Source organism: Mesorhizobium sp. B1-1-1 (assembly GCF_006442955.1).
GTDB lineage: Bacteria > Pseudomonadota > Alphaproteobacteria > Rhizobiales > Rhizobiaceae > Mesorhizobium.
Genome location: NZ_VFWW01000011.1, coordinates 44,027 through 64,561 on the forward strand (window position 1 = coordinate 44,027; position 20,535 = coordinate 64,561).

21 protein-coding genes are annotated in these 20,535 nt (G+C 63.9%); 11 read left to right on the plus strand and 10 right to left on the minus strand.

What is annotated here, in order from left to right; translation table 11 throughout:
* Positions 1–16 precede the first annotated feature (16 nt).
* The 3 genes from FJ986_RS22735 to FJ986_RS22745 all read right to left on the minus strand — a co-directional run bounded on the left by FJ986_RS22735 (position 17) and on the right by FJ986_RS22745 (position 3,038).
* Positions 17–331 carry an antibiotic biosynthesis monooxygenase gene (locus tag FJ986_RS22735; RefSeq protein ID WP_140517212.1) on the minus strand — a complete coding sequence of 105 codons (315 nt, stop codon included), beginning with the start codon at positions 329–331 and terminating at the stop codon, positions 17–19.
* Positions 332–402: 71 nt separating this feature from the next.
* Positions 403–846, minus strand: coding sequence for a hypothetical protein (locus FJ986_RS22740; protein ID WP_140495707.1), 444 nt, complete (start codon positions 844–846; stop codon positions 403–405).
* Between the two features lie 2 nt (positions 847–848).
* Positions 849–3,038 carry a TonB-dependent hemoglobin/transferrin/lactoferrin family receptor gene (locus tag FJ986_RS22745; RefSeq protein ID WP_140675745.1) on the minus strand — a complete coding sequence of 730 codons (2,190 nt, stop codon included), beginning with the start codon at positions 3,036–3,038 and terminating at the stop codon, positions 849–851.
* 201 nt (positions 3,039–3,239) lie between these two features.
* Between FJ986_RS22745 and hemP the strand changes: the two genes are divergently transcribed.
* The 5 genes from hemP to FJ986_RS22770 are packed head-to-tail and all read left to right on the plus strand — an operon-like array spanning position 3,240 to position 7,349.
* Positions 3,240–3,446, plus strand: coding sequence for a hemin uptake protein HemP (gene hemP / locus FJ986_RS22750; RefSeq protein ID WP_140517208.1), 207 nt, complete (start codon positions 3,240–3,242; stop codon positions 3,444–3,446).
* 18 nt (positions 3,447–3,464) lie between these two features.
* On the plus strand, positions 3,465–4,526 hold the full coding sequence (locus tag FJ986_RS22755) for a hemin-degrading factor (protein ID WP_140517206.1): 1,062 nt from the start codon (positions 3,465–3,467) through the stop codon (positions 4,524–4,526).
* Positions 4,527–4,536: 10 nt separating this feature from the next.
* On the plus strand, positions 4,537–5,445 hold the full coding sequence (locus FJ986_RS22760) for a hemin ABC transporter substrate-binding protein (protein ID WP_140675748.1): 909 nt from the start codon (positions 4,537–4,539) through the stop codon (positions 5,443–5,445).
* 5 nt (positions 5,446–5,450) lie between these two features.
* Entirely contained in the window at positions 5,451–6,551 is a 1,101-nt protein-coding gene (locus FJ986_RS22765) for an iron ABC transporter permease (RefSeq protein ID WP_140675751.1), read from the plus strand.
* 9 nt (positions 6,552–6,560) lie between these two features.
* The gene (locus tag FJ986_RS22770) at positions 6,561–7,349 is read left to right on the plus strand and encodes a heme ABC transporter ATP-binding protein (RefSeq protein ID WP_140675754.1); all 789 of its coding nucleotides are present in this window, start codon (positions 6,561–6,563) and stop codon (positions 7,347–7,349) included.
* Between the two features lie 60 nt (positions 7,350–7,409).
* Here the strand turns inward: FJ986_RS22770 and rirA are convergent, their stop codons facing one another.
* Complete coding sequence (rirA, locus tag FJ986_RS22775) at positions 7,410–7,871, minus strand: iron-responsive transcriptional regulator RirA (protein WP_140495713.1); 462 nt, start codon at positions 7,869–7,871, stop codon at positions 7,410–7,412.
* A 398-nt stretch (positions 7,872–8,269) separates the two neighbouring features.
* On the opposite strand from rirA, the gene FJ986_RS22780 reads away from it, so the two are divergent.
* The 3 genes from FJ986_RS22780 (at position 8,270) to FJ986_RS22790 (ending at position 10,808) form a co-directional block, all read left to right on the plus strand.
* Positions 8,270–9,565: a DUF445 domain-containing protein gene (locus FJ986_RS22780; RefSeq protein WP_140675757.1), complete on the plus strand. Its 1,296-nt coding sequence runs from the start codon at positions 8,270–8,272 to the stop codon at positions 9,563–9,565.
* Positions 9,566–9,634: 69 nt separating this feature from the next.
* Positions 9,635–10,063: a phasin family protein gene (locus FJ986_RS22785; RefSeq protein ID WP_140495715.1), complete on the plus strand. Its 429-nt coding sequence runs from the start codon at positions 9,635–9,637 to the stop codon at positions 10,061–10,063.
* Between the two features lie 247 nt (positions 10,064–10,310).
* A complete protein-coding gene (locus FJ986_RS22790) occupies positions 10,311–10,808 on the plus strand; it encodes a MaoC family dehydratase (protein WP_140495716.1) in 498 nt (165 codons plus the stop codon).
* A 34-nt stretch (positions 10,809–10,842) separates the two neighbouring features.
* On the opposite strand, the gene FJ986_RS22795 is transcribed toward FJ986_RS22790, so the two are convergent.
* The gene (locus FJ986_RS22795; RefSeq protein WP_140675760.1) at positions 10,843–12,288 is read right to left on the minus strand and encodes an MFS transporter; all 1,446 of its coding nucleotides are present in this window, start codon (positions 12,286–12,288) and stop codon (positions 10,843–10,845) included.
* Positions 12,289–12,424: 136 nt separating this feature from the next.
* Here FJ986_RS22795 and FJ986_RS22800 point away from each other — a divergent pair, with 136 nt between their 5' ends.
* Positions 12,425–13,315 carry a LysR family transcriptional regulator gene (locus FJ986_RS22800; protein ID WP_140675763.1) on the plus strand — a complete coding sequence of 297 codons (891 nt, stop codon included), beginning with the start codon at positions 12,425–12,427 and terminating at the stop codon, positions 13,313–13,315.
* 23 nt (positions 13,316–13,338) lie between these two features.
* On the opposite strand, the gene FJ986_RS22805 is transcribed toward FJ986_RS22800, so the two are convergent.
* Complete coding sequence (locus FJ986_RS22805) at positions 13,339–14,739, minus strand: PLP-dependent aminotransferase family protein (protein WP_140631149.1); 1,401 nt, start codon at positions 14,737–14,739, stop codon at positions 13,339–13,341.
* 108 nt (positions 14,740–14,847) lie between these two features.
* Here FJ986_RS22805 and FJ986_RS22810 point away from each other — a divergent pair, with 108 nt between their 5' ends.
* Positions 14,848–15,747 (plus strand): DMT family transporter, encoded by a 900-nt coding sequence (locus FJ986_RS22810; protein ID WP_140555108.1) that lies wholly within the window; start codon positions 14,848–14,850, stop codon positions 15,745–15,747.
* Here FJ986_RS22810 and FJ986_RS22815 read toward each other — a convergent pair.
* The 3 genes from FJ986_RS22815 to FJ986_RS22825 all read right to left on the minus strand — a co-directional run bounded on the left by FJ986_RS22815 (position 15,744) and on the right by FJ986_RS22825 (position 18,271).
* On the minus strand, positions 15,744–16,784 hold the full coding sequence (locus FJ986_RS22815) for a zinc-dependent alcohol dehydrogenase family protein (RefSeq protein ID WP_140517186.1): 1,041 nt from the start codon (positions 16,782–16,784) through the stop codon (positions 15,744–15,746). The two genes, FJ986_RS22810 and FJ986_RS22815, sit on opposite strands and share 4 nt — an antisense overlap.
* A gap of 133 nt (positions 16,785–16,917) precedes the next feature.
* The gene (gene maiA, locus FJ986_RS22820) at positions 16,918–17,568 is read right to left on the minus strand and encodes a maleylacetoacetate isomerase (RefSeq protein ID WP_140517184.1); all 651 of its coding nucleotides are present in this window, start codon (positions 17,566–17,568) and stop codon (positions 16,918–16,920) included.
* A gap of 4 nt (positions 17,569–17,572) precedes the next feature.
* On the minus strand, positions 17,573–18,271 hold the full coding sequence (locus FJ986_RS22825; RefSeq protein ID WP_140517182.1) for a fumarylacetoacetate hydrolase family protein: 699 nt from the start codon (positions 18,269–18,271) through the stop codon (positions 17,573–17,575).
* A gap of 226 nt (positions 18,272–18,497) precedes the next feature.
* On the opposite strand from FJ986_RS22825, the gene FJ986_RS22830 reads away from it, so the two are divergent.
* Complete coding sequence (locus tag FJ986_RS22830) at positions 18,498–19,181, plus strand: response regulator transcription factor (protein ID WP_140495724.1); 684 nt, start codon at positions 18,498–18,500, stop codon at positions 19,179–19,181.
* 9 nt (positions 19,182–19,190) lie between these two features.
* Here the strand turns inward: FJ986_RS22830 and FJ986_RS22835 are convergent, their stop codons facing one another.
* Positions 19,191–20,531 (minus strand): hybrid sensor histidine kinase/response regulator, encoded by a 1,341-nt coding sequence (locus FJ986_RS22835; RefSeq protein WP_140495725.1) that lies wholly within the window; start codon positions 20,529–20,531, stop codon positions 19,191–19,193.
* Between the last annotated feature and the right edge of the window lie 4 nt (positions 20,532–20,535).

Sequence of the window (20,535 nt, forward strand, 5' to 3'; positions counted from 1 at the left end):
GGCTGGCGAGGTTGCTTCAGGCGCCCTCGACGACCGAAAAACCCTCGAACTGGGGATGGCCGAGATAGTGGACCTTCGTCGTGCCGACGTTCCTGTGGGCGGCGCGAAAGTTCTCCGACTTGGTCCAGGCGATGAAATCGTCGTGGCTTGCCCAGACCGTGTGCGAGGCAAACAGCGTATAGCCTTCGGTCTCGTTGACTGGGCCGCGCAGCAGATGGAACTCCCGGAAGCCCTTCATTTCCGCAAGGCTGGAATCACGGTTTTTCCACACGGCCTCGAAATCGGCTTCCGAGCCGTTCTGCACCTTGAAGCGGTTCATGGCGATGTACATGGAGTTCCTTTCGATTTCCTGGACTTAGACGGGTGGTGCCGCAGGATGCCGCGTGCGGCCCCACGCCGTGCTCAGACCCCGAAGGCGATGCCGGTCTTGGCATCTGTCTTGAGTTTTCGCATGCAGGTGTTCGGCTCGACGCCGGTGCCGACGCATTCGGTCGCGCTGTTGATCAGCACGCGGCTGACCTTGGCGCAGTTGGTGCCAGCGAGATCGAAGCGCGTCACCTTCGTCTTGCCGGCCGGCAAGTCCTTGAAATCGAGCACGGTCAGGCGGTCTACGACGCCGGCGTCGTTGAACAGCGCGATCTCGAACGCCGCCCTGGAAAGGTCGGCGCCGAGATTGTTGGTGACCACGAAGGTCAGGCGGCAGCCCTTTTCAGACGGTTGCGCGCCATTGAGTTCGAGGGAGAGAGCAGGCGCCGGCGCGGACTCTTGTGCCCACGCCGGAACCGCTGCAAGCGACATCGCCAGCGCCGAGGTCAGCAGACGAAGGGATGCCGTCAAGTTCGTCATCATCATCCTCCAAATCGCATCGTTGCCGCCAGCTTCAGCGTTATGCCCGGTTCATAGACCGCGACCGTGGTGCTGCCGTTCAACGGATTGGCGTATTTGACATCGAACAGATTGTCGGCGCGGAAATCAACCTTCAGATTGTCGGTCGCCTGGTAGCTGGCGAAAGCGTTGACCAGCGTATAGTCCTCGGCGATCAGGTTACCCTTGGGCTTGCCATTGTACTGCACCTCGCCGCCGACAGTGAGTTTGTCCTCGAGGAAGCGCAGGCCGAGCTGCACGGTGACCTGCGCGGACGGTATCGTGGCAAGGTCCGCCCGATCGCCTTCGTAGGATATGGTGTGACCATTGATGATGGAGACGGAAAGTCCGGCGTAGCCCCATGCTGCATCATAAACGCCTTCCATCTCGAAGCCGTTGATCTTTGCCTTGGCGAAGTTCTGGTACTGGAAGCAGATCGGAATGCCCGGCCCGAAGGGGCAGCCGCTGGTCGGATCGAAGGCCGACAGCGTAACGCCGTCAATATAATCGTCGACGTCGTTGTTGAAATAGGCTGCCTTCAGCCGAAACGCGTCGCCGGATTCCAGAATGTCGTTCTGCTTGTAATTGACACCGAATTCGACGGTCTTGCCGGTTTCGGGCTTCAAATTGGGATTGGGCAGGAACGGGAAGCTGACGCCCGCCGGATGGTTGCCGCTGATCAGGGTTTCGGTCAGCGAAGGCGACCGGTAGCCCTCCGCGTAGGTGCCGTAGAATTGCAGGCCGGCAAGGCCGGCGCTTTCGAAAGGCGAGACGCCGACGGTGATGCGCGGCGACAGCCGGTCGCCCGACGTTTCGTGCGTGTCGTCCTCGAGGCTGTAATTGTCATAGCGCAGCCCGGCAATGACTTCGAGCCAATCCCAGCTGAGCTTGTCCTGAACGTAGGCGCCAGAAACGTTGCGCTTGCCGGAAGGCGTGTAGAAGCTGTCACCGCCTGCCGTGCCGCCAGTCTCGACGTCGTCATTCACCCAGTCGCCGCCATAGGTCAGTTCATGCGCGAGGCCGCCTGTCTCGAATCGCGACGTGTTCCAGATGTCGATGGCGGCGGTGCCGACATCGAAGGCCGACGTCGAACCCGCCGGCAACATCACGGGAAGGCCGGTGACGGGATCGAAGCGGTTTTGCGGAACAAGGCCGGTCAGGTCGAGATTGGTCTTGTTGTAGGAGGTGTTGACGTGGAGGTCGAGCCAGCTCCTGTCTTCGTCCGTGATATTGTAGCGAGCGGTGAAGGTGTTCGACTTCAGGTCGACGTCATTGACCGGCATGCCGCCGCTGATCTCGTTCCAGCCGTCGCTCGAACCGACCCAGCCGAGCTTCAGTTCGCTATTGTCGCTCGGGCGGATTGTGGTCTTTAGCAATCCGCTCAATACGTCGAAGCCGGTGCCCTTGACGGTGTCGCCGTCGCCATCCTTGTAGTCGTCATAATTGCGGTAGACGATGTTGCCCAGCGCATCCAAATTGTCGTTAAAGCGATAGGCGCCGGATGCGCTGGTGGTCCAGCCCTTGCCGTTGCTCTCGTAGCGTCCGGTGACGGAACCAGCCCATGTCTCGTCCGGCTTGAGGAAGTCCTGGGCGTCCTTGGTGTCGAAGAAGACCACGCCGCCGATCGCGCCCGAGCCATAGGTGTTGGCGACCGGCCCGCGGATCACGTCGACGGATTTGATAAGCTCGGGGTCGACGTAGAAGGTCGATTGGGTGCCATGGTCGGAACGTTGGAAGTTCTGCCGCGCGCCGTCGACGATAACCGCGACGCGACCGAAATCCTGCAGGCCGCGGATATTGACGCTGGTGCTGACGCGCCTGGCATCGGCCTGCGCCGCGACGCCGGGCACGCCGAACAGCATTTCGTTCGGCGTCGTCGCCATGCGGCGGTCGAGCTGTTCCTGGTCGACATGGCTGGCCGAGGCCAGCGATTGGATGGCCGTTTCTCCGGTGCGGCTGATGACCAGAACCTTGTCGAGCAGTGTTGCGCCCGCTGGCGCCGGCTTTTCCTGCTCAGCCTGCTTCGATTGATCGGCCTGCTCTCCCGCCGCCTGTGCTGATTGCTGAGCGTTGGCAGGTGGCACGAACAAGGCAATCGCCGCCACGCCCGCCAGCAAAGCCGCTGCACCGTTCGGCCCCGACCAGCCGCGCCGTTCCCAAATCGCTAACCCCATGTGCCCCAACTCCAAAGTTTCCAGGTTCGATGCGGGCTGGCCTGGGGCTGGCTGGCATTTGTGATCGTATTCGCGTCTTAAATCTTGACTAATTTAATCCGGTATTGCACTGACTAGTAAACATGATTATTCAAGTCAAGAATGAATCGGATTACGCAAACGCCTAGCCAGACGCCCGGCACAGGAAAGGGACCGATCCACATGAACACGCACAATCCCAACGACTTCCGCTATCGCGTCCGCCGGTCCGACGATGCTTCCGCCCGCTTCGACCGCGTTCAGCTGGCGGTGCGGACGCTGTCGAGCAACACGCTGTTCCAAGGTGAGCACGAGATCGGCATCGAGCATCACGGCGCGCTCTACCGGCTCAAGATCACCCGTCAGGGCAAGCTCATCCTCAACAAGTAAGCGTAAGGCAGCAGGACAATGGACCAGCGCGTAAAACCCACCCCGCACGAAATCCGGCGGGCGCGGACGGATAATCCGAAAACGCGCGAGCGCGATCTGGCCGCACAGCTTGGCATTTCGGAGGCTGAGTTAGTGGCCGCGCATTGCGGCGACGGTGTCGTTCGCGTCGAGCCACGCGTCAACGATCTTCTGACCGGCCTCGAAGCCGTCGGCGAGGTGATGGCGCTCACCCGCAACGAAAGCGCCGTGCATGAAAAGATCGGCGCCTACGACAAGGTCGTCACTGGCAATCACAATGCCATGGTGCTGGGCGAGAACATCGACCTGCGCATTTTCCCGAAAATATGGGCGCACGGCTTTGCCGTGGAAAAACGCGACGGCGACGACATCCGCCGCAGCCTGCAATTCTTCGACGCGGCGGGCGAGGCGGTGCACAAGGTGCATCTGCGGCCGGGGTCAAACCTCTATGCCTATCAGAAACTGGTCGCTTCGCTGGAATCGCCGAACCAGGAGCCACTGGTCGCCATTTCGGGGCCAGCCGCCGAGAACGAAGGCGAGGCGGTGACAACGACCGCGAATCTCGACGATCTGCGCGATCGCTGGAGCCGGCTGACCGACGTGCATCAGTTCTTCGGCATGCTGAAGACGTTGAAGCTCAGCCGTCGCCAGGCGGTGCGCATGGTGGGCCAGGACTATGCATGGCTGCTCGACAATGATGCGGTGAGAGCCATGTTCAATCGTGCCGCCGAGGGCGAGATGCCGATCATGTGCTTTGTGGGAAACCGTGGCTGTATCCAAATCCATTCCGGTCCGGTCAAGTCGATCAAGCCAATGGGGCCATGGATCAATGTGCTGGACGAGACCTTCCATCTGCACCTGCGCACCGACCACATTCATGAGGTCTGGGCCGTGCGCAAGCCGACCAAGGACGGCCATGTTACGTCGCTGGAGGTCTACGACGCCGGCGGCAACATGATCATCCAGTTCTTCGGCAAGCGCCATGAAGGAGAGGGTGAGCGCGACGACTGGCGCTTCCTGGCCGAAAACCTGCCGCGCATTCCAAGCCCGACGGCAGCCTGAGGAAACGATGATGGGTCTTCTCTCCGGATTGACGGCTGCGCGCGGATCGATGCTTGGCCCGATGGTCGGCCTTTCCTTTGCTTTCACAGCGCTGCAGCCGGCCGGCGCCAGCGACGGTGTTTCCGTCTTCGCCGATCCCACCAGGATCGCGTCGATCGGCGGCTCGATCACCGAGATCGTCTATGCGCTCGGCGAGGAAAAGCGTCTTGTGGCGCGCGATTCCACCAGCCGCTATCCGAAAGCCGCTCTCGACCTGCAAGATGTCGGCTACATGCGCCAGCTGTCGCCGGAGGGTGTGTTGTCGGTCAACCCTTCGGGCATGCTGGCGCTGCACGGTAGCGGCCCCAAGGAGGCGCTCGATGTGCTGAAGAAGACGAGCATCCCCTTCATCGAAGTGCCTGACCGGTACGACCGTGAAGGCATCCTCGAAAAGGTCCGCGTGATCGGCAAGGCGCTCGGCGCCGACGCCAAGGCCGAAGCGCTGGCCAGGGAGATCGATGCCAAGCTGCAGGCGGCGGAAAAGCAGACGGCCTCGATCGAGGAGCGCAAGCGCGTTCTGTTCGTGCTGTCGATGCAGGGCGGCAAGATCATGGCGGCCGGCAGCGATACCGCTGCCAACGGCATCATCAAGCTGGCCGGCGGCGTCAACGCGATCGAAGGCTTCTCCGGCTACAAGCAACTGTCCGACGAGGCTGTTGTCACCGCCAGGCCGGACGCGATCCTGATGATGAGCAATGCCGGGCCGCCGGTATCGGACGATGAACTGTTCGGCAACGCATCGATCGCCTCGACGCCGGCCGGAACCGCGCGCAAGCTGATCCGCATCGACGGCGGCTATCTGCTCGGCTTCGGACCACGCACGGCCGACGCCGTCCACGACCTCGCCGCCGCGCTCTATGGCACGCAAATTACGGACTGAGCGGCATGGTCGACCAGTCGATCGCCGGGCCGGCGGAGAGGAAGATGGCCAGCGACGGTGACCGTTCCGGGCGCGCCCGTCTGGTCATCGCGCTCGCCTGCGTCATGCTTGCGGCAGCGGTAGTGCTGTCGCTGACCTCCGGCGCCTCGGATGCGTCCGCCGTCAAGGTCGTCGGCGACTGGCTGTTCGGCGCAGCGCCTGGCGACGTGGCGATGAGCGCGCGAGATCGCCTCATCGTCTATGATATAAGGCTGCCGCGCGTCGTGCTCGGCGTGCTGATCGGGGCCGCCCTCGCGGTGTCCGGCGCGGTCATGCAGGGGCTGTTCCGCAATCCGCTTGCGGATCCCGGCCTTATTGGCGTTTCGGCGGGCTCCAGCCTCGGCGCGGTGGCCGTCATCGTGCTCGGCACGACCGTGCTGTCGTCGGTGACCGCCTGGTTGGGCGCGCTGACCCTTCCTCTGGCGGCCTTCGGCGGTGGTTTGTCGGTGACGTTGCTGCTCTACAAGGTCGCGACGCGGCAGGGCCGCACATCCGTCGCCACCATGCTGCTTGCCGGCCTGGCGCTGGCCGCACTTGCCATGGCGCTGACCGGTATCCTGATCTTCATGGCCGACGACCGGCAACTGCGCGACCTGACCTTCTGGCAACTCGGCTCGCTGGCCGGTGCGACATGGCAGAAGATCGGCTCTGTCGGCCCGGTCATCGTGCTTTCGCTGGCGGCGATGCCGTTCCTGGCTCGCGGCCTCAATGCGCTGGCGCTGGGCGAGGCGACCGCCGGCCATCTCGGCATCCCGGTGCAACGGCTTAAGTACACGGCCATCGTCGGCGTCTCGGCGGCGGTCGGCGCCTCCGTCGCCGTCAGCGGCGGCATCGGTTTCATCGGCATCGTGGTGCCGCATCTGCTGCGCCTGCTGATCGGCCCCGACAATCGCTATCTGCTGCCTGCCTCGGCGCTGCTCGGCGCCTCGCTGCTGCTTTTGGCCGACGCGGTCGCGCGCACCATCGTGGCGCCCGCCGAACTGCCGATCGGCATCGTCACGGCGATCGCCGGGGCGCCGTTCTTCCTCTGGATCCTGCTGCGCAAGCGCGGCGTCATCGACCTGTAGGGGTGTTTCATGATCGAAGCGCGCGATGTTTCGGTGGCGATCGGCAGGAAAGGCATTGTCGCCGGCGTCGATTTCGAGGTCAGGCCGGGTGAGATTTCGGCCATTGTCGGCCCCAATGGGTCGGGCAAGACGACCTTCCTCAAGGCGCTGTCGGGGGAACTCGCGCATACCGGCCGGATTGCCATCAACGGCCGCGAGCTCTCGACGATAACGCCAGTCGAGGCGGCGACGCTGCGCGCGGTGCTGCCGCAGGCGACGACCTTGTCGTTTCCCTTTACCGTGCGCGAGATTGTCAGGCTCGGCCTTGTCGGAGGCCGCTCGGGTGTGCTGCCGGGCGTGGACGAACGTCTGCCGGAACGGGCGCTGGCGCGTGTCGACCTCGACGGTTTCGCCGGCCGCTTCTATCAGGAGCTTTCCGGCGGCGAGCAGCAGCGCGTTCAACTCGCCCGCGTGCTGTGCCAGGTCTGGGCGCCGGTGCTCGACGGCAAGCCGCGCTATCTGTTCCTGGACGAGCCGGTGTCCAGCCTCGACATCAAGCACCAGCTGATCATCATGAACATTGCTCGCGACTTCGCCAGAAGGGGCGGCGGCGTGGTTGCCATCCTGCACGACCTCAACCTGACGGCGATGTATGCCGACCGGATTTTCGTCATGCACCGCGGCCGGCTTGCCGCCACCGGTTCGCCGCGGGATGTGTTGAGCGACGATCTGATCGAAAGGGTGTTCGGTTGCCGCTTGAGGGTCGGAGTCCTGCCCGCCGGCAATATGCCGTTCGTGCTGCCTCAATCAGCGGCCTAGATTCTGGCAGCGGCCTAGATTCTGGACGTTCGCCGCAGGTCCAGCCTGCGGCGAACCGGATCAGGCCGCCGGTGCGCGGCGCTCCAGCAGGTCAATGCCGAGCAGGTTGCGCACGTTCGGACGCGCCGCCACGAGATCCGCGATCGTGTAGCGGGCAAGCACCGCGAAGAAGGCGTTGAGCGCCTCGCGCAATGCGGAATTCAACGCGCAACTGTCGACCAGAGGGCATTCCGCGGCATCGTTCTCGAAGCACTCGGCCATGGCGAAGCTTTCCTCCGTCACGCGCACGACGTCGAACAGATTGATCGATTCCGCGGCACGGCCAAGCCTGACGCCGCCATTGCGGCCACGCACCGTCTCGACAAGGCCATTCTCAACCAGTGGCTGGAGGATCTTGAACAGGAAAAGCTCCGACACCGAATAGGCGGCGGCGATCTCGGGGATGCGGCTCAGCCGATCGGTATTGGCCGCGCAATACATCAGGATGCGCATGGCGTAATTGGTCTGGCGGGTAAGTCGCATCTTGTCCTCACAAAGCGCCGGCGAGCTGCGATCACGCCAGATTTTGAACTTTGCTGGTGGGGCTTTGCTCCGAGCTTTCGGATTCGCCACACTGGCCTCGGCGGAATATGGCCTATACCTTGGAATAATTCCAGACTAGCTTCGCATAATAGCTGAATATCTCCGTCAACTTTGTGTGCGCAAGGCGGCAAGACGCGGGCCGAATCGGCTGTCACGCGCATTTTCTCAGGCGAAACACCAGAGCGGTCCAGTGATCGGCAGAATGGCCGACCGCCCTAACTCTTTGTTTTCACGCAATTCCCTGGGGAAAGCGCTAGGCGCTTTTCCAGAGAACAGCGTTACACACCTTTCCTGGAATGCTCTAAATAGATCAGAGATCGACGAGGAGCGGCTCTGACATGTCACAATCAGCCACGGCCCTGGCTTCCGGCGGATATGATGCCGACGCGCATGCCAAGATTGTAATGCTGCGGCGGACCAAATTCGTCGCCACGGCGGCACTTGCGCTTTGCGTCGCCGTGTTCGCCCTGGCCAAGTCCTTCGAGAGCACCTATCCCTGGCTCGGCTTCGTCGCCGCTTTTGCCGAGGCGGCGACCATTGGCGGCCTGGCCGACTGGTATGCGGTGGTCGCGCTGTTCAAGCGGCCTCTCGGTCTGCCGATCCCGCACACCGCGATCATTCCCGAGAACCAGAACCGTATCGCCGATAATCTCGGCCGTTTCATCGAAGCCAATTTCCTTGCCCCCGAGCCGGTGCGCGAAAAGTTGGCCGAGGTCGATTTCTCGGCGCTCGTAGCCGACTGGCTGGCCGATTCCGAACGTGCCGCGGGCCTGTCGCGTTTCGTCGTGCGCCTGGTTCCGCAGACGCTTGCCGCCGTCGAGCAATCGGGGCTGCGCGGCTTCGTCACCAGCCGGATGCTGGAGCAGATCGAAAAAGTGCCGCTGGCGCCGTTGGCGGCCGAATTGCTCTCGGCCCTGACCGACGATCGCCGTCACCAGAGGCTGTTCGATGAGTTCATCAAGGTGATCGGCCGGTTCCTCAACGATGAACAGGCGCTGACGACCATGCGCGAAAAGATCCGCGAGGAACTGCCGTCGCTGTTCAACCTGTTCAGGGCCGACGCCTATCTCCTGAAGAAGATCGTCGCCTCGGCCGGTTCGCTGCTCGACGAGGTGAGAGCCGATCCCGAGCACCCGATGCGCGCAGAATTCGATCGTTTCGCACAGGGCTTCGTCGAGCGGCTGAGAACGTCGAAGCAATATGCAAGGCGCGCCGAGAAGCTGAAGCGCGATTTCCTCGCCAGGCCGGAAGTCAAGGCGCTGGCCGGCGACATGTGGGAAAGCCTCAGCCTGTTCATCGAGCAGGATGCCAAGGCGCCGCGATCGATCATCCGCGCGCATCTTGCCAACATGTTCGTCGAGGTCGGCCGGCATCTGGCCGGAGACGCCAAGATCAGGGCCGACATGAACCAGGGATTCGTGGTGGCGCTGTCCTCTTTCGTCGAGAGCCAGAAGAGCGGCGTATCGAAATTCATCGCCGACCAGGTCAAGCGCTGGGACCTGGCGCAGCTGACGCGGTTGATCGAGATGAATATCGGCCGGGACCTGCAATATATCCGCTTCAACGGCATGATCATCGGCGGTCTGGCCGGCATCGCGCTTTACACAGCTGAGCGGCTGTTTCTCGTCAATTGACGGGCGCACGCCATGCCCTATTCTCATGGACGGGCATCAGCAGTCGCGGCAACAGGGGAGCAGATGAGCATGGCCAAACAACCGGATTCCGATTCCTTCACGGACATGTTCGGCCGGTTCGGCCGTGACCTGAAACTGCCCAATGTCGATGTCGAGGCGATCCTCGCGCACCACCGCAAGAACCTTGAAGCACTGGAGAAATCGGCGCGGGCAAGTGCCGCCGGCGCGTCGTCGCTGTTCTCCAGGCAACGCGAGATGCTGCAGGACACGCTGCGCGAAATTGCCGACATGACGCAAGGCTACAGAGCGCCCGGCACGCCGCAGGACCTGATGGCCAAACAGACTGAGTTCGCCAGGAAATCCTTCGAGACTACGTTGAAGAATGCCAGCGAAGTGGCCGAGCTGGTCAGGAAATCCGGCACCGAATCGGTCGACATCCTGCGCATGCGCATCAAAGAGGCGATGGAGGAAATCCGCGCCGGCTACGAAAAGAAGTAGCTTGCGTGACAAAGACCGGTTGCCTGCCAACCCTGCGCCAGGCGAAGTTTGTTCGGATGCTCTTTCATCGGCCGCTATGCCTTTACACCATGGGTACCCTCAAATGCCAAGGCCGGGCGAACACGGCTTGACGTAGAGTGATGCCAGGATTCGCATCGATCCCAAGGGGACCGAATCATGCAGGGCGAATTGACAGAGGCCGCCGGTTCGTGGTCCGGAAGCGTTGGAAACTATCGGGAAAACAGGAATGACCGAAATACGGCCTAAGACGCCGCCGACCTACGAGCAGTTGAGGACGATGTCCGGGCAGGAGCTTGGCGTCTCGGAATGGACGACAGTCGACCAGAACCGTATCAACCAGTTCGCCGAATGCACCGGCGATCATCAATGGATCCATGTCGACCCCGAACGGGCGCGGCGGCAAAGCCCGTTCCGCACGACGATCGCCCATGGCTATCTGACGCTGTCGATCATCGGCGCGCTGGCGCTCGGCATGGGAATCGTGCCCGAGAACACGCAGGCCGCCTTCAATTACGGCTTCGACAAGGTGCGTTTCCTGGCGCCGGTCAAGGTGGGCGCACGCATCCGGCTGCGCACCACGCTGCTGTCCATGGAGGACAGGGGGCCGGGCCAATACCTGATGAAGGCCGCCAACACCGTCGAGATCGAGGGCGAGGAAAAGCCGGCGCTGACGGCCGAGACGCTGGTCATGCTCTATGAGCGCCGCAAGCGGGCAGGGGCCTGAGCGGCATTCGCCCAAGCCCCTGAATTGATCTTCGTCAGGCATTCTCCGCCCGCCGGCTCGGCAAAAGGCTGAGCGCCAGCGCCGCCACCGCCAGTGCCGTTGCCGTCTGGAAGGTCACCTGCATTCCGCTGGCCGCCGCCGCTGACGTCAGCATGCCTTGGCCGCCGGCTTCGCGTCCTCCGGCCGATGCGGCGGCGAATAGGGCGCCCATCACGGAGGCGCCCGTGATGAGGCCAAGGTTGCGCGACAGATTGAGCAGGCCGGAGATGACGCCGCGTTGACCGCCGCCGACGCTGCTCATGACGGCGGCGTTGTTCGCTGTCTGGAACAGGGCATAGCCGAAGCAGGTCACGGTGATGGGGACGACATAGCTGGCGATGCCGAGTGTCGTTATCGCCAGGGACAGGAGGAACGTGCCCGTGGCAAGGCCGAGCAGGCCCGCGACCATCATCCTTTTGGCTCCGAAGCGATCGGCAAGGCGTCCGGCAAGCAACGCCGACAGCGCCGAAACCAGCGGGCCTGTCGAGAGCACCAGTCCGGCGTTTGCCGCGTCCAGTCCGAGCCCGCGCGAGAGATAGAACGGCGCGACCACCAAGGTCGCCATCATCACCGTGGCGACGATCAGGTTCATGGCAAGGCTGGTGCTCAGTGAGAGATCGCGGAAGGCGGAAAGCTCGACCAATGGGTTTTTCGCCATCCTTTGCGCCGTGGCGAACAGGAAGATGCCGATGCCAGCCGCGACCAGCAGGCCGATGTTGATGGGGCCGAAACTGCCTCTACCCAGTGTCATCGCCAATGCGTAAGCCGCCAATGCCAGGGCCAGCAGGCCCGTGCCCAAACCATCGAAGCCGGCTTGGCCGGTCCGCACCGTCCGGTTGCCGGCAGGCAAAGCACGCCAGGCCATTGCAAAGGTCAGGATGCCGAGCGGCACGTTGACCAGGAAAATCGAACGCCAGCCGAGAGCGGCGATCAGCAGGCCGCCCATGGAGGGGCCGAGCGTGGTGCCGATGGCAGACATGGCGCCGAGCAGGCCCATGGCGCTGCCGGTCCTGGCCTTGCTCACCGTCTCGGCGACAGCGGCCAATGTCAGCGCCATCATCAGCGCCGCGCCAAGCCCTTGCACCGCCCGCGCCGCGATCAGCAGCCACAAAGCGGGCGAGAGGCCGCAGAGCACCGACGCCGATGTGAACAGCGCGATGCCGAAAAGCAGCAGCGGCCGCCGGCCGAGCATGTCGGCGAGGCGCCCGGCACCGACGATCAGGATGGTGATGGCGAGCAGATAGGCAATCACGACCCATTGCACCTGTTGGAACGAGGCATCGAATGCCTGCATCAGCGAGGGAAGGCCGACGCTGGCGATGCTGGTGCCGAGCGACGACAGCAGCGTGGCCAGCGACAGGCTCGCCAGCGCCCATCCAGCCGATGGGATTTTCTGTGCGACCGATGCGTGCTCGTTGCGATGTTGCTCAGTGACTGCCACGGCGATCTCCCTTTGTCGGCTTCAGGTCGAAGCTTCGAAGATCTAATCGTTTGCAGGATGTGGCGGAACGCGCAGCATTTGCATTCTATTCGTGCGTTGCACGCCACATCAGCGGATTTCGTGCTAGGATCGAACCATGTCGCCGCCCGATCTCAACCTGCTCGTCGCCCTCGATGTCCTGCTGGACGAAGGCAGCGTGGCGCGTGCGGCGACGCGATTACGGCTCAGCCCCTCGGCGATGAGCCGCACGCTGGCGCGGTTGCGCGCGGCGACGGGAGATCCGCTGCTGGTGCGGGCCGGTCGCGGCCTTGTTCCAACGCCACGCGCGCAGGAACTGCGCCAGCAGGTCGGCCGTGTGGTTCAGGATGCTGAAACGCTGCTGCGCCCGGCGAGGCTGCTTGATCTGCCGGGCCTGGAGAGGACCTTCACGCTGCGCACCAATGAAAGCTTCGTCGAGGAGTTCGGGCCGCGCCTGATCGCCCGCATCCAGGCCGATGCGCCGGGCGTGCGGCTGCGTTTCGCGCCGAAGTCGGACAAGGACATGGCGTCACTGCGCGAAGCGGCGATCGACCTGGAAGTAGGTGTGGCCGGCGAGACCGGGCCGGAGGTGCACATCCAGGCGCTTTTTCGCGACCGTTTCGTCTGCGCGGTGCGCAGCGGCCATCCGCTGGGCCAGGGCGCGATGACGCCGGAACGCTATGCGGCCGGCCGCCACATCAATGTTTCGCGGCGGGGCCGCGAAAGGGGGCCGGTCGACGAGGCCTTGAGCCGGCTCGGATTGCAACGAATGGTCGTGTGCATGGCTTCCGGTTTTTCGGCCGCGCTCGCGATGGCGCGCGCCTCGGAGTTGATCGCCAGCGTGCCCGAGCGGCATACGCAAGGCGCGCGCGCCGGCATGCAGACTTTTTCCCTGCCGGTCGACATTCCGGCGGTCACCATTTCCATGCTCTGGCATCCGCGGCTCGATGCCGATCCGGCGCAGCGCTGGCTGCGGAGTTGCGTGCGCGACATTTGCGTGAAGTCCTGATCGCGCAAGCCGCGCCGCAGCCGTCAGCGCGGCATGGCTGCCTCCAGCACCTTGAAAATCCGCTCGTCTTCGCATTGTGCAACGTTGAAGCGCAGGAATCGGCTGGCTGATCGCGACAGGCTGAACGCGTTCCCGGGCGCCAGCACGACATTGGCCGCAAGCGCGCGGCGGGCAATCTCGGCTGCGTCCACTGCATCCGGCAGACTGCACCAGAGGAACAGACCGGCGGGCTGCTCGATCCAGGGCGTGATCCCGATCGCCTTCAGCCGAGCGCCTGTCTCGATCATGGCGCGTGAGAGCCGGGCGCGCAGCAGGTCCATGTGCTTGCGATAGCTGCCATCCCTGAGCAGGGTCAGCACCAATTCGGCCGCGAGCCGCCCGCCGCCGAAGGTGGTGGCGATCTTGAGGTCGGCCAGCCCTTCCATCCAGTCACGGGGCGCGGCGATGAAGCCGCAGCGTATCGAGGCCGAAAGCGTCTTGGAGAAACTACCGATATGGACGACACGCTCGAGACCGTCGAAAGCCGCGAGCCTTGGGGCAGGAGCGTGTTCGAAATCGGCGAAGATGTCGTCCTCGACGATGGTCAGGTCCGATTGATCGGCGAGCTTGAGCAGCCGGTGCGCGGTGACCGGCGACAGGATCGCGCCGGTCGGGTTGTGGATGGCGGAGTTGGTGATGTAGAGGCGCGGCCGATGCTCGGCCAGCGCCTGCGCAAACAAGTCGATATCCGGCCCCGATGGCGTATAGGGGACGCTGACGACCTTGGCCTGATGGGCACGCAACAGTGCGTGGAAATTGAAATAGCAGGGATCGTCGACCAGCACTGTATCGCCGGGTTCGAGCAGGAACCGGCACAGGAGATCGATGGCCTGCGTGCCCGATTCCGTCAGCATGATCTGTTCGGGTGAAGCCTCGATGCCATGCGTGGCCATGCGCCGCGCCAGCAATTGACGCAGCGGCGGCAGCCCGAGCGGCGTGCCGTAGTCGGCAAGGGCCACATCATCGGCGCGCGCCACGTTGCGCAGCGCGCGACGTAGCGCTGCCTGCGGCATCCACGAGGCGGGCAGCCAGCCGCAGCCGGGCTTCAGCATCTCATCGCCCGCTTCCAGCGACTGCCGCGAAACCCAGAGCGGATCGACGGCGCGATCGAGTCGGGGGCCGATCTCGGCCAGCGACAGCGGCGCCAGCGATCCGGCGGCATAGAAGCCGGAGCCTGGCCGGGAACGGATCGCGCCTTCCGCCGCCAGTCGCTCATAGGCCTCGACCACTGTCGATTTGGAAACCTGCATGGATTTGGCGAAGGCGCGGATCGAGGGCAATCGGGCGCCGGGCGTGAGGCTGCGCGCGGCAATTCGCTGGCGGATGGTGGACATGACGCCTTCGACAAGGGTTCCGCTGTTGTCGAATCTCGCTGATACGTTCATCTGTACCTTCCGGCAAACCATTACAGTTTTGTTGAATTGTACTGCATTGTCTCTGGTGACGCCATGGGTATGGGCCCGATAGAGGGCGCAACGGATGGAGTGCCTGCAATGGACAAGACGACGAGCGGCTGGGTGAGCGGATTCATCGGCGTGTTGATTTTCAGCGGCTCCTTGCCGGCAACGCGCGTGGCGGTGATGGATCTCGATCCGACATTCCTGACGTCGGCGCGCGCGGTGATAGCAGCTTTGCTTGGCCTCGCGCTGCTGCTCGTCTTCCGCGAGAAGCGCCCGGAGCGTCATGACCTGATGTCGCTTGTCATCGTCGCGTTGGGTGTGGTGGTCGGCTTTCCCTTGCTGACAGCCTTGGCGCTGAAGCATGTCACCTCTGCTCATTCCATCATCTTCGTCGGCCTGCTGCCGCTGGCGACCGCGATCTTCGGCGTGCTGCGCGGGGGCGAGAGGCCGAGACCGGCCTTCTGGCTGTTCTCATGCCTCGGCAGCGCGCTGGTGGGCGGGTTTGCCCTTGCGCAAGGCGTGACGGCCTCGCCGGTTGGCGATGCACTGATGCTCGCCGCAATCGTCGTTTGCGGCCTGGGCTACGCAGAAGGCGCCGCGCTGTCGCGCAGGCTGGGCGGTTGGCAGGTGATCTGCTGGGCGCTGGTGCTGTCACTGCCGGTCATGCTGGTGGTGACCCTGGTCACCTTGCCACCGTCCTTCGCCACGGTCGGGACCAATGCATGGATCGGGCTTGCCTATGTCTCGCTGTTCAGCATGCTGATCGGCTTCGTGTTCTGGTATCGCGGCCTCGCGCAAGGCGGCATCGCCGCCGTGGGGCAGTTGCAACTGCTGCAGCCCTTCTTTGGCCTCGCCCTGGCGGCGTCCCTGCTGCATGAACAGGTCAGCCCCCTGATGGTCGTCATCACGCTCGGCGTGGTGCTGTGCGTATTCGGCGCCAAAAAGTTTGCCAGGCGGGATTTGCCACGGCCCGCAACCGGCGCCGCTGGCTAAAACTTCGTCACCACACCGATGCCGATGCCTTCGAAGCCGCCCATCGCCATCAGTGCAGCCGGCGCTTCCTCAAGGCTGATCTTCTTGCCGACCAGAAGCTCGGGTTTCAGCTTGCCGGTGCGGATCATCTCCATCATCGCGGGGTAGCGGTAGGCCTGCATGCCGTGGCTGCCGAGGATTTCGAGCTCGAACGCGATCACCTTGTCCATCGGAACCTGCGGGCGGGCGTGATCGCCCAGCATCAGGCCGACCTGCACATGGCGGCCGCGCCGGCGCAGATTGGCGATCGAATTGAACGAGGTCGTGGGATGACCGAGTGCATCCATGGACATATGCACGCCGCCATTGGTGATCTGCTTGACCGCCTTGACGACGTTCGGGGTCGTCGCCGCGTTGATGGTCGCCACCGCGCCGATCTTCCTGGCAAAGTCCAGCTTCTCTTCGGTGAGGTCGATGGCGATGACATTGGCACCCATGGCGCTGGCGATCATGATCGCCGACAGGCCGACGCCGCCGCAGCCATGCACCGCCACCCATTCGCCCGGCCTCACCCGGCCCTGGTCGACGATGGCGCGGAACGAGGTGACGAAGCGACAGCCGAGGCTGGCGGCAGTGGCGAATTCCATCTCGTCGGGCAGGCGCACGAGGTTGGTGTCGGCGTGCTCGATGGCGACATATTCGGCGAACGAGCCCCAGGCGTTGAAGCCCGGCTGGGACTGGTGCTCGCAGACCTGGTGATTGCCGGACGTGCATTCGAAACAATGGCCGCAGCCGACGGCGAACGGGACGGTGACGCGCTCGCCAGCCTTCCAGCGGGTCACCTGCTTGCCGGCGGCTACCACGACGCCGGCCAGCTCGTGACCGGGGACATGCGGCAAGCGGATATCGGCGTCATGGCCCATCCAGCCGTGCCAATCGCTGCGGCACAGGCCTGTCGCCTCGACCTTGATGACGACGCCGTCCGGCGCCGGCTTCGGATCGGGAACGGTCTGGATCGTCGGCGCCTCGCCGAATTTTTCGAAGACGACGGCTTTCATCGGCAACTCCACCTTGCGCGCACTTCGGGAAACGATAGCCGATTCCCTGGCCGGTCAAGCGGAAATCGATTCCGCCAGACAAGCCGGCCGTTTGGGCATACGCCGATGGCGACGCTGCGCGTCGCCGAAAAGGTTACTCGGCATCGATCTGGTTTTGCGGCGCGGCGTTCTGAAAGGCCGGCAGGGCCATGCAAGCGGCGTTGATGCGCGAGATCGTCGGGTAGGGCGCCATATCGACGCCGAAACGGGCATTGCTGGTGACTTGTGCCGCCAGGCAGATATCGGCCAGCCCCGGCGTGTCGCCGTGGCAGAAGGTGCCGGTCTCGGGCGAAGCCATCAACAGGTCTTCGAGTGGCTTGAAACCCTCTTTGACCCAGTGCCGGAACCACTTGGCGACATCCTCGTCGCCGGCGCCGAACAGGGTTCGCAGCGCGGTCAGGATACGCAGATTGTTCACCGGATGGATATCGCAGGCAATCATCTGCGCCAGCATCCTGACACGGGCGCGCCCAACTGCGTCCTTCGGCAGCAGAGGCGGTTCGGGCGTCGTCTCGTCGAGAAATTCGATGATCGCCAGCGATTGCGTCAGCAGGGTGCCGTCGCCCAGGATCAGCGCCGGCACTAGGCCCTGCGGGTTGACCGCGAGATAGGCCGGTTCGAGATGCTCGCCATGGCGCAGGTGATGCGGCACGTAGTCATAGGTCAGCCCCTTCATCTCCAGCGCAATCCGCACCCTGTAGGAGGTGGAGGAGCGGTAGTAGTTGTGAAGGACGATGTCGCTCATGCACTCACCGATTTGGCTGGCCGATGGTCACTTCGATCGTGCCGATGCCGTCGACGCCGCCGGTCATCGTCTCCCCAGGGTTGACCGCGCCGACGCCGGCCGGCGTGCCGGTGAAGATGAGGTCGCCTGGCTGCAATTCCATGCCTTCGCTGCAGATCGAGACGATGTCGGAGATCGGCCAGATCAACTCGGCGAGGTCGGCGTCCTGCCGGACCTTGCCGTCGACGGCCAGCCAGATACGGCCTTGGCTCGGATGGCCGGATTTTTGCGCGGGAACCAGAGGACCGCACGGCGCGGAGCGGTCGAAAGCCTTCGACCAGTCCCAGGGCCGCGCCGCTTTCTTGGCTTCGTCCTGGAGATCGCGGCGGGTGAGGTCGATGCCGACGGCATAGCCCCAGACATGATCCAGCGCCTGGGCGCGCGGGATGCGGAAGCCCGGCTTGCCGATCGCGGCCACCAGTTCGATCTCATGGTGCAGGTTGGTCGTCAGCGGCGGGTAGGGGATCGTGGCGCCGGAGTCGGCCACCGCATCGGCGGGCTTGGTGAAGAAGAAGGGTGGATCGCGCTCGTCATTGCCGAACTCCCTGATATGCGCGGCGTAGTTGCGCCCGACGCAAAAGATGCGGCGCACCGCAAATCGTTCGTTCGAGCCGGCCACCGCGACCGAGGGCGTTGGCGGAGCGGGGAGGACAAAGGCGGTCATGGTCTGTCTCTGCTGTTGGATGTCGGGGTCGCGGGCACCTTCGGCCGAATTAAGGGGTCGGGCAAGGCGTCGCTTTTCATAAAGCATTGGCTTGCCGGCCCGTATAAGGAATCCGGAGTTTCCATCACTTTCGCGGCGATGCATCCTCCGTTGGGATAGACTATTTGCCAATAAGTCGGCCATGGTCGCGGGATTATGCTGCGGCCGGCAAACCGAAACGAGCCACATGACAGCAGCCACTGACAGCGCCCGGTTCCTGATCATCGACGATCATCCGCTGTTTCGCGAGGCGCTGCACAGCGCCGTTCAGATGGCCTATCCGGAGGTCGACACGGTGGAGGCGCGGTCGATCGCCGAAGCACTCGACCTGCTGGCCGGGACAAAGCCGTTCGACCTTGCCCTGCTCGATCTCAGCATGCCCGGCGTGCACGGATTCGAGGGGTTGCTGCAGCTTCGGACCCGCTATCCGCGCCTGCCCGTGGTCATCGTGTCCGGATACGAGGAGCCCAAGATCATCTCCGAGGCGCTGTCCTACGGTGCTGCCGGCTTCATCCCGAAATCGGCGCGCAAGAGCGATCTGGCCAACGCCATACGCTCGGTGATGGAAGGTGCCATCTATGTTCCGGAAACTTATGAGGGCCGCCCGCCCGACGCCGACAGCACCGACCGTGCCGACATGGTGCAGCGCCTTTCGACATTGACGCCGCAGCAGTTGCGCGTGTTGCAGATGCTACGCCAGGGCCTGCTCAACAAGCAGATCGCCTATGAGCTGCAAGTGGGCGAGACCACAGTCAAGGCGCACGTCTCGGAGATCCTGCGCAAGCTCAACGTCTACAGCCGCACGCAAGCGGTGATCGAGGTTTCGAAGCTTGATAATGCGGAGCTTTTCAGGGATCAGGCGGGGTTTTGAGGGGCAGGTCTAAGCCAGCAGATGTGCCAGCAGCGCCCTTAGTTGCGCGGGCTTGAGCGGCTTGCGCATCAACTCGATGCCGCCGGCCCGCGCCGCCTTGGCGACGGCTTCGGAACTGTCGGCGGTGACGATCAGCGCCGGCACCGCGCGGCCGAGATAGCGGCGGACCTTCGATATGGTGGCGGTGCCGAGATCGCCGCCGTCGAGATGCTGGTCGGCTATGACGATGTCGGGCACCCAGTCCGTGTCGCCGAGCATGTCGAGCGCGTCGTCGGTCGAGGTCGCGGCGCGCACCAGGCATTGCCAGCGTTCGAGCAACGAGGTCATCGCCTGCAGCACCTCGACATCGTTCTCGACCAGCAGAACCTTGGTGCCGAACAAGCCGTAGCCGCGCGGCCGCTCCAGGCTTGCAGCGCTGGCGACGGCGTCCGCCGTGGCACCGATGCCGACGGGGACATCGATGTGAAAAATCGTGCCGCGACCGACCTTCGAGGAAAACGTCACGGGATGGCCGAGCGCGCCGGCGATGCGCCGCACGATGGCCAGCCCAAGGCCGAGGCCGCCGCCGGCGAGTTCGGCATTGGCAGGCATGATGCCGCGATGAAATTCCTCGAACACCGCCTCGCGCTGGTCGTCGGGAATGCCGCAGCCGGTGTCGGCGACATCGATGCGGATGGCATCGCCGCGGTGCCTGGTGCCGACAAGGACACCGCCCGAGCGGGTGTAGCCCAGCGCATTGGAGAGGATGTTCTGCAGGATGCGGCGCAGCAGCGTGCGATCGGAGCGAACCACTGCGTTGACGGCGCGGAATTTCAGCGACAGGCCCTTCAGTTCGGCCACAGGCTGGAAATCCGACCGCAGCGACGAGAACAGCGCCTCCAGGCTGACGTCGCCAATGTCGGGCTGGACCACACCCGCATCGAGCTTGGAGATGTCGAGCAGCGTGCGCAGCAGGTCCTCCATCGTCTCCAGCGAGCGCTCGACCTGCCGTACCAGTTTCCGGCCCTCGTCGCTGGTCTGCACTTCGGCAAGGGCGGAGACGGACAGATGCGCCGCATTCAACGGCTGCAGCACGTCGTGGCTGGCCGCCGCGAGAAAGCGGGTCTTGGACAGGTTCGCCTGCTCGGCATTTTCCTTGGCGGCGCTGAGGTCGATGTTCGATTGTTCCAGCCGCCGCAAGGTCGAGTGCAGTTCCTCGGTGCGGGCGCGTACCCTGCTTTCCAGTGAGATCGCGGTCTGGAACAGCGAGAAGGCGTTGCCTTGCTGGTCCATCGAGCGCTCGACGCGGCTGACCAGCGCGGCGTTGATCTTCTTCAGCCTGTCGGGATCGTCTATGTCCTTGAGGGGCACGGCA

What these genes read in the sequence shown, in the direction of transcription:
- maiA (WP_140517184.1), bottom strand. Translation starts at nt 17,568, where the DNA reads ATGAGCGACATCGTCCTTCACAACTACTACCGCTCCTCCACCTCCTAC.
- FJ986_RS22825 (WP_140517182.1), bottom strand. Translation starts at nt 18,271, where the DNA reads ATGACCGCCTTTGTCCTCCCCGCTCCGCCAACGCCCTCGGTCGCGGTG.
- FJ986_RS22815 (WP_140517186.1), bottom strand. Translation starts at nt 16,784, where the DNA reads ATGAAAGCCGTCGTCTTCGAAAAATTCGGCGAGGCGCCGACGATCCAG.
- hemP (WP_140517208.1), top strand. Translation starts at nt 3,240, where the DNA reads ATGAACACGCACAATCCCAACGACTTCCGCTATCGCGTCCGCCGGTCC.
- FJ986_RS22780 (WP_140675757.1), top strand. Translation starts at nt 8,270, where the DNA reads ATGTCACAATCAGCCACGGCCCTGGCTTCCGGCGGATATGATGCCGAC.
- FJ986_RS22765 (WP_140675751.1), top strand. Translation starts at nt 5,451, where the DNA reads ATGGTCGACCAGTCGATCGCCGGGCCGGCGGAGAGGAAGATGGCCAGC.
- rirA (WP_140495713.1), bottom strand. Translation starts at nt 7,871, where the DNA reads ATGCGACTTACCCGCCAGACCAATTACGCCATGCGCATCCTGATGTAT.
- FJ986_RS22760 (WP_140675748.1), top strand. Translation starts at nt 4,537, where the DNA reads ATGGGTCTTCTCTCCGGATTGACGGCTGCGCGCGGATCGATGCTTGGC.
- FJ986_RS22790 (WP_140495716.1), top strand. Translation starts at nt 10,311, where the DNA reads ATGACCGAAATACGGCCTAAGACGCCGCCGACCTACGAGCAGTTGAGG.
- FJ986_RS22735 (WP_140517212.1), bottom strand. Translation starts at nt 331, where the DNA reads ATGTACATCGCCATGAACCGCTTCAAGGTGCAGAACGGCTCGGAAGCC.
- FJ986_RS22755 (WP_140517206.1), top strand. Translation starts at nt 3,465, where the DNA reads ATGGACCAGCGCGTAAAACCCACCCCGCACGAAATCCGGCGGGCGCGG.
- FJ986_RS22830 (WP_140495724.1), top strand. Translation starts at nt 18,498, where the DNA reads ATGACAGCAGCCACTGACAGCGCCCGGTTCCTGATCATCGACGATCAT.
- FJ986_RS22800 (WP_140675763.1), top strand. Translation starts at nt 12,425, where the DNA reads ATGTCGCCGCCCGATCTCAACCTGCTCGTCGCCCTCGATGTCCTGCTG.
- FJ986_RS22785 (WP_140495715.1), top strand. Translation starts at nt 9,635, where the DNA reads ATGGCCAAACAACCGGATTCCGATTCCTTCACGGACATGTTCGGCCGG.
- FJ986_RS22805 (WP_140631149.1), bottom strand. Translation starts at nt 14,739, where the DNA reads ATGAACGTATCAGCGAGATTCGACAACAGCGGAACCCTTGTCGAAGGC.
- FJ986_RS22810 (WP_140555108.1), top strand. Translation starts at nt 14,848, where the DNA reads ATGGACAAGACGACGAGCGGCTGGGTGAGCGGATTCATCGGCGTGTTG.
- FJ986_RS22745 (WP_140675745.1), bottom strand. Translation starts at nt 3,038, where the DNA reads ATGGGGTTAGCGATTTGGGAACGGCGCGGCTGGTCGGGGCCGAACGGT.
- FJ986_RS22770 (WP_140675754.1), top strand. Translation starts at nt 6,561, where the DNA reads ATGATCGAAGCGCGCGATGTTTCGGTGGCGATCGGCAGGAAAGGCATT.
- FJ986_RS22740 (WP_140495707.1), bottom strand. Translation starts at nt 846, where the DNA reads ATGACGAACTTGACGGCATCCCTTCGTCTGCTGACCTCGGCGCTGGCG.